Here is a 6,343-nt window from a genome sequence, read left to right as displayed (position 1 = left end):
CTTGACACGGTTGCTCTCCCATTCATGGGAGAGGGGAGAAACCAATTAGCCCTGCCGCAGGAAGCCAATCACGGCATTCCCAAACGCCTCGGGCAGTTCCCAGTTCGACAGGTGCGCGGCGGCCAACGCCAGATACTCGGCGCCGGGAATGGCCCGGGCAACATCCAGACCCTGGGCGGCAGTCGTAGCCAGATCCTGTTCCCCTGCAATCACCAGCACCGACGCACTGATTTCCGGCAGCAGCGCGCGCAGATCGGCGTCGCGCACGGCTGCGCAGTTGGCCGTATAGCCCTCCGGGCTGGTCGTCTCCAGCATCCGGCGCACCGGATCGAACTCGTCGCGGCGCGTGAGCACGTAATGATCGGTGAACCAGCGCGCCAGCACGCCGTCGACGATGGCAGCCATGCCATCGCGGCGTACGGTCTCGATGCGTGTGTTCCACACCGACTCCGGGCCGATCAGCGCCGCCGTATTGGCGAACACGAAGCGCCCAAAGCGCTCCGCGTGATGGCGCGCCAGGTACATCCCCGTCATGCCGCCCATCGACAGCCCGCAGAAGTGAGCCTTGTCGATGCCCGCATGGTCCATGATCGCAATCACGTCCTCGGCCAGATCACGCATGCCGAACGATGCGGACGGCAACGCCGATCGCCCGTGGCCGCGCGTGTCATAGCGCAGCACGCGAAAGCGCGCGGTCAGTGCTGGCATCTGCGGGGCCCACATGTCCAGCGTGGTACCCAGCGAGTTGGACATCACCAGCACCGGCTTGTCGGCTTGGCCCTCGATGACGTAGTGCAGCTTGCGGGTCGGCTCAATCGTTGGCTCAACCATCGGCTTAGTCGGCATGGATACCCTTCTCCCGGATCAGCGTGCCCCACTTGGCGGTTTCCTTCGCCAGATGGTCCTTCAGCGCGGCCGGCGTGCTGCCGATCGGTTCGGCGCCAATCCCGGCCAGGCGCTGCTGCACGGACGGCTTCTTCAGCGCTTCGAGCATTGCCTTGTTCAGCGTGTCGATCACCGCCTGCGGCGTCTTGGCCGGAACAAAAGCTGCAAACCATGGTGACAGTTCATAGCCCGGCAGACCAGCCTCGGCCACGGTCGGCACATTGGGCAGTGCCGACGAGCGCTTGCTCGTGGTCACGGCGATGGCCGTCAGCTTGCCGCTTTCGATATGCGGCTTGGCCGAGGTAATGCTGTCGAACATGTAGTCCACCTGGCCGCCGAGCAGGTCGGTCATTGCCGGGCCAGACCCCTTGTACGGGATATGCAGCATGTCCACGTGGGCCATCGACGTGAACAGTTCGCCCGCCAGATGGATCGACGTGCCGTTGCCGGCCGATGCGTAGGTGTACTTGCCGGGCCTGGCCTTGGCGTTGGCGATGACTTCCGCCACGGTCTTGGCGGGCGTCTTCGCCTTGTTGGCCACCAGCACGTTGGGCACCACGGCCAGCAGCGAGACCGGCGCGAAATCCTTGACCGGGTCGTAGCCGAGCTTGCCGTACAGCGCGGGGTTCACGGCCATGCCGTTGGCGACGATGATCAGCGTGTAGCCGTCAGCCGGCGAGCGGGCCACCATTTCGGCGCCGATATTGCCGCCCGCACCGGGACGGTTCTCGACCACGATTGCCTGGCCGAGCGTCTTCGACATGTCTTCACCAAGCGTGCGTGCGATGTTGTCCATCGCGCCGCCAGCCGGGAACGGCACGATCCAGCGGATCGGGCGGTCGGGATAGGCGGCGTGCGCGGGCGCGGCTGCCGCGAACAGCATCGCGGCGGCAAAAGCGGTCGAGATAGCAGCCGACAGCAGGTTCGACCGTTGCAGCAAGGACTTCATTGTCTCCATTCCTTCTTTATGTGCGTGAACGCGCCGATCAGCGGATCGACGACGGGTGCTTGGCCAGCGGCGTGACGTGAATCTTCATATACGGGAACAGCGGCAGCGCCGACAGCAGCGTGTGCAGTTCGTCGTTCGATTCCACATCGAACAGGCTGTAGTTCGCGTATTCGCCCACCACGCGATACAGCGCCTGCCACTTGCCCTGGCGCTGCAGGTCTTGCGAATAGGCCTTTTCGCGGGCCTTGATCTCGTCGGCCGTGTCGGCCGGCATGTCATGCGGAATCTGTACATCCATCCTGACGAGGAACAGCATGGGAATCTCCTGTTGCTTTAGTGGCTCTTGCGGCGATAGTGGGCCAGCTTGTCTTCATCGATGGCCAGACCCAGCCCCGGACCCTGCGGCAGATGCAGCGAGAAGTCCTTGAACACGGGGCGGTCGACGACGATATCGTCTTTCACCAGCAGCGGGCCAAACAGCTCCGTGCCCCATGCCAGTTGGGGCAGCGTGCAGAAGCCGTGCGCCGCGGCGATGGTGCCGACACTGCCTTCCAGCATCGTGCCGCCATAGAGCGCGATACCGGCCGCATCGCCCACGGCAGCCGTGCGCAGCATGCCGAAGATGCCGCCCGATTTGGCGATCTTCAGCGCGAACACGTCGGCCGCGCCAAGGCGCGCCAGTTCCATCGCGTCTTCGGGGCCGGTCACCGCTTCGTCGGCCATGATCGGCACCACGAAGCGTGCGGCCAGGCGGGCCAGCGCCGTGCGTTGCTCGCGCGGCGTGGGCTGTTCGATCAGGTCGATGCCAGCCGCTTCGAGCATGGCGATGCCGGTGGCCGCATCGGCCTCGTTCCAGGCCTGGTTAACGTCGACCGTCACGCGGGCGCGGTCACCGAGCGCGCGCTTGATGGCCGAGACGTGGGCCACGTCTTCACGCACACTGCGGCGGCCGATCTTGAGCTTGAACGTGTTGTGGCGGCGCTCTTCCAGGAAGCGCTCGGCCTCCTCGATATCGCGTGCGGTGTCGCCGCTGGCCAGCGTCCAGAGCACCGGCAGCGTCTCGCGCACCGCGCCGCCAAGCAGCGTGGCCAGCGGCACGTCCAGGCGCTTGCCCTGCGCGTCGAGCATCGCCGATTCCAGCGCGGATTTCGCGAAGCGGTTGCCGCGCGCCACCTTGTTCAGCCGCGCCATCGCGGCATGGACGTTGGTGGCGTCCTGGCCAACCAGCGCCGGCGCCAGATACGTATCAATCGTCAGCTTGATGCCTTCAGGGCTTTCGTCGCCGTAGGATAGGCCGCCGATCGTGGTGGCCTCGCCAATGCCTTCAATGCCGTCGCTGCAGCGCAGCCGCACGATCACCAGCGTTTGCTGCTGCATCGTGGCCATGGCCAATTGGTGGGCCCGGATCGTCGGCAGATCGACCAGAATGGCCTCGATCGAAGAAATCGTTGTAGTCATACCTTTTCCATGCAAACACGTCTTGTGGACCGAGTATGTACCTTGACTTGCCTGGCGTCCAAGACCGATGATGTCTGAATCCATACCTTTTCGGTATGCCTCGAGACGACCCAGCATGGAACTCCGCCACCTCCGCTATTTCCAGACCGTCGCCCAGGAGCTCAATGTGACGCGGGCGGCGGAAAAGCTTCATATGGCCCAGCCGCCGCTGTCGCGCCAGATCCGGCAGTTTGAGGAAGACGTAGGCGTAGCGCTGTTCGACCGCGTCGGCCGTGGCCTGAAGCTGACAGAAGCAGGCCGCTTCCTGCTGGAGCAATCGCTGCAACTGACGCAGCGGCTTGAGGAAACGCTGGAAAGCACGCGACGTATCGGCCGCAACGAGAAACGCTGGTTTGGCATCGGGTTCGTGCCGTCGGTGCTGTACGGCGTGCTGCCCGAGCTGATTCGCGAACTGCGCGGCGACAACAGCCAGGTGGAAGTCGGCCTGACCGAAATGATCACGGTTCAGCAACTGGAGGCGCTCAAGTCGGGCCGGATCGACCTGGCCTTTGGCCGCCTTACGTTCAACGATCCGGCCGTCGTCCAGCAGGTGGTGATGGCCGAAACGCTGGTTGCCGCGATGCCGGTAACGGCCCCGAGCCCCACTGCACCGTTCGATGCCGAGGCGCTGGCGCGGCAGCCGCTGATTCTCTACCCGGCACGGCCACGCCCGAGCTACGCGGACCACGTACTGTCGCTGTTTCGCGCCCAGGGCCTGCAGCCGCGCGTGGTACAGGAGGCCAACGAACTGCAGACCGCGCTGGGGCTGGTTGCCGCGGGGCTCGGCATCACGCTCGTGCCGTCGTCGGTGCAGCGCCTGCATCGCGACGATGTGCGCTATGTGCCGGTCAATGCGCCGGGATTCGTCTCGCCCGTGATCATGAGCTATCGCGCTGGCGACACTTCGCCGTACCTTGCGCGCGCCATCGCGTGGGTCAGGCAGCAGGCGTAATCATTCCTGGGCGGGCGGCATGTACTCCATGCCGATTTCCTCGTAGAGCCGGTAGATCATGTCGAGCATCGCGCGCAGATCCTCGGATTCATCAAGCGTGCGCATGCTCATGATGATCGGCGACACCAGCTTGGGATCATCCAGCTCCACGTAGGTCACGTCGTCGCGTTTGAGTCCGTAGACGCTGCTCGGCACCACTGCAATGCCCTCGCCCATCGCCACCAGCCCCAGAGCGATCTGCAGTTCGCGCACCTCGTGGATGCGCCCCGGGCGCAATGCGCGGTCGTGAAAGGCCGCCAGCACCTGGTCGGCAAAGCTCGGGCGCGGCGCCTTCGGGAAGATGATCAGCGTGTCCTCCAGCAGGTCCTGCAGGGCCAGCATCTTCCTGCCGATCGACAGTGGATGCCCGACCGGCAGCGCCACGATCATGCGCTCCTCGCGCAGCACCACGCGGCGTACGGCCGGGTCCTCATGGCGAATCCGGCCGAAGCCAACGTCGATCCGCCCTTCCTTGAGCGCCTTGATCTGGTCCATCGTCGACATCTCGTGCAGCGTCAGTTCGATGTCGGCATGCTCGGTCCGGAAGCGGCGAATGATGCGCGGCAGCATGCCGTAGAGCGTGGAGCCGACGAAACCGATCGACATCGCGCGCTCGATCTTGCCCACGCGGCGTGTCATCGCCTCCAGTTCGGTGGTCTGGGCCAGTAGCTGCAACGCATGGGTGTAGAAGAAGCGCCCCGTATCGGTCAGCTTGAGCGGGCGCGAGTTGCGCTCGAACAGCATCACACCGAGCGATTCCTCGAGTTGCTGGATCTGGCGCGACAGCGGCGGCTGTGCGATATGCAGCCGCTCGGCCGCACGCGTGAAGTTTCGCTCCTCGGCCACGGCCACGAAGTACCTCAAATGTCTCAATTCCACCGCTATACCTCACAGGTATCGTCCGGATACTAAATCAGTCTTGGACTGCCCAAATACCCCTGAACTATGCTCCTCTCCAAGTCGCACGGCAATCGTTCGATACGGGTTAATACCCACAGAGCATTGACCGACCGACCGATCGAACCCATGGAAGAGACAATTCGGAGCGAGACATGACGCACACTGAAATCGACGCGCTGGTGAAGCAGTTCCTGGTAGACACCGCCACCCAAGGCACCGCTGACCCGCGTGTGCAGCAGGTTGTGACGCGGCTGACCGCCGACCTGTTCAAGGCGATCGAGGACCTGGATCTGAGCGCGAGCGAAGTCTGGAAGGGCATCGAGTACTTCGCCGAGGCCGGTGCCACCCACGAACTGGGCCTGCTGGCTGCCGGCCTGGGCCTGGAGCGCTTCCTCGACATCCGCGCCGACGAGGCGGAAGCCCGCGCCGGCCTGACCGGCGGCACGCCGCGCACGATCGAAGGCCCGCTTTATGTGGCGGGCGCGCCGGAATCCACCGGCTTCGCGCGGCTGGACGACGGCACCGAAGACGGCAACGGCGAAGTGCTGTTCATGCAGGGCACCGTCTACGACACCGACGGCAAGCCGCTGCCCGGCGCGAAGGTCGAGGTCTGGCACGCGAACCTGCTGGGCAACTACTCGTTCTTCGACAAGAGCCAGTCCCACTTCAACCTGCGCCGCACGATCGTCACCGACGCAAACGGCCGCTACCAGTTCCGCAGCATCGTGCCGAACGGCTACGGCTGCCCGCCCGAGGGCACCACGCAGCGTCTGCTGGACCTGCTGGCGCGTCATGGCCGCCGTCCCGCGCATATCCACTTCTTCGTGTCGGCCGCGGGCCATCGCAAGCTGACCACGCAGATCAATATCGACGGTGACGAATACCTGTGGGATGACTTCGCGTTCGCAAGCCGTGACGGGCTGGTGCCGGCGGTCAAGCGCATCGGCGATGCCGCACAACTCGACCACCACGGCGTGAGCAAGCCGTTCGCATCGATCGACTTCGACTTCCGCCTGCTGCGCGAGGCCACCGACGCACCGGCCGCCGAAGTGGAACGCCTGCGCGCCGCCGCCTGACAACACTACGCAATGCCCCCCGGGGGCGCCGCCTTCAAGCGCCCC

At 64.9% G+C, this 6,343-nt stretch carries 7 protein-coding genes; 2 read left to right on the top strand and 5 right to left on the bottom strand.

Going from position 1 to position 6,343, the window contains the following annotated elements; all coding sequences use genetic code 11:
- Window positions 1-45: 45 nt before the first annotated feature.
- Genes pcaD through B552_RS0110405 form a run of 4 tightly spaced genes read right to left on the bottom strand, consistent with a single transcriptional unit; the run spans window position 46 to window position 3,292 of the window.
- Window positions 46-831, bottom strand: a complete 786-nt coding sequence (gene pcaD, locus B552_RS0110420; protein ID WP_019448963.1) for a 3-oxoadipate enol-lactonase — start codon at window positions 829-831, stop codon at window positions 46-48.
- A 4-nt stretch (window positions 832-835) separates the two neighbouring features.
- Complete coding sequence (locus tag B552_RS0110415; RefSeq protein WP_019448962.1) at window positions 836-1,834, bottom strand: tripartite tricarboxylate transporter substrate binding protein; 999 nt, start codon at window positions 1,832-1,834, stop codon at window positions 836-838.
- A 37-nt stretch (window positions 1,835-1,871) separates the two neighbouring features.
- Window positions 1,872-2,150 (bottom strand): muconolactone Delta-isomerase, encoded by a 279-nt coding sequence (catC, locus tag B552_RS0110410; protein ID WP_019448961.1) that lies wholly within the window; start codon window positions 2,148-2,150, stop codon window positions 1,872-1,874.
- Between the two features lie 17 nt (window positions 2,151-2,167).
- Window positions 2,168-3,292: a muconate/chloromuconate family cycloisomerase gene (locus tag B552_RS0110405; RefSeq protein ID WP_019448960.1), complete on the bottom strand. Its 1,125-nt coding sequence runs from the start codon at window positions 3,290-3,292 to the stop codon at window positions 2,168-2,170.
- Window positions 3,293-3,407: 115 nt separating this feature from the next.
- Here B552_RS0110405 and B552_RS0110400 point away from each other — a divergent pair, with 115 nt between their 5' ends.
- Window positions 3,408-4,283, top strand: a complete 876-nt coding sequence (locus B552_RS0110400) for a LysR family transcriptional regulator (protein ID WP_019448959.1) — start codon at window positions 3,408-3,410, stop codon at window positions 4,281-4,283.
- Here the strand turns inward: B552_RS0110400 and B552_RS0110395 are convergent, their stop codons facing one another.
- On the bottom strand, window positions 4,284-5,201 hold the full coding sequence (locus tag B552_RS0110395) for a LysR family transcriptional regulator (RefSeq protein ID WP_026035523.1): 918 nt from the start codon (window positions 5,199-5,201) through the stop codon (window positions 4,284-4,286).
- Between the two features lie 173 nt (window positions 5,202-5,374).
- Between B552_RS0110395 and catA the strand changes: the two genes are divergently transcribed.
- Complete coding sequence (gene catA, locus B552_RS0110390) at window positions 5,375-6,298, top strand: catechol 1,2-dioxygenase (RefSeq protein ID WP_019448957.1); 924 nt, start codon at window positions 5,375-5,377, stop codon at window positions 6,296-6,298.
- Window positions 6,299-6,343 lie beyond the last annotated feature (45 nt).

This window comes from Cupriavidus sp. BIS7 (assembly GCF_000292345.1).
Taxonomy (GTDB): domain Bacteria; phylum Pseudomonadota; class Gammaproteobacteria; order Burkholderiales; family Burkholderiaceae; genus Cupriavidus.
Note: the sequence above shows the minus strand (reverse complement) of the source record. Positions and strands in the feature narration are given on the sequence as shown.

Bases quoted from the DNA above. Each gene is read 5' to 3' on its own strand.
- B552_RS0110405 (WP_019448960.1), bottom strand. From the start codon at position 3,292: ATGACTACAACGATTTCTTCGATCGAGGCCATTCTGGTCGATCTGCCG.
- B552_RS0110400 (WP_019448959.1), top strand. From the start codon at position 3,408: ATGGAACTCCGCCACCTCCGCTATTTCCAGACCGTCGCCCAGGAGCTC.
- catC (WP_019448961.1), bottom strand. From the start codon at position 2,150: ATGCTGTTCCTCGTCAGGATGGATGTACAGATTCCGCATGACATGCCG.
- pcaD (WP_019448963.1), bottom strand. From the start codon at position 831: ATGGTTGAGCCAACGATTGAGCCGACCCGCAAGCTGCACTACGTCATC.
- B552_RS0110415 (WP_019448962.1), bottom strand. From the start codon at position 1,834: ATGAAGTCCTTGCTGCAACGGTCGAACCTGCTGTCGGCTGCTATCTCG.
- catA (WP_019448957.1), top strand. From the start codon at position 5,375: ATGACGCACACTGAAATCGACGCGCTGGTGAAGCAGTTCCTGGTAGAC.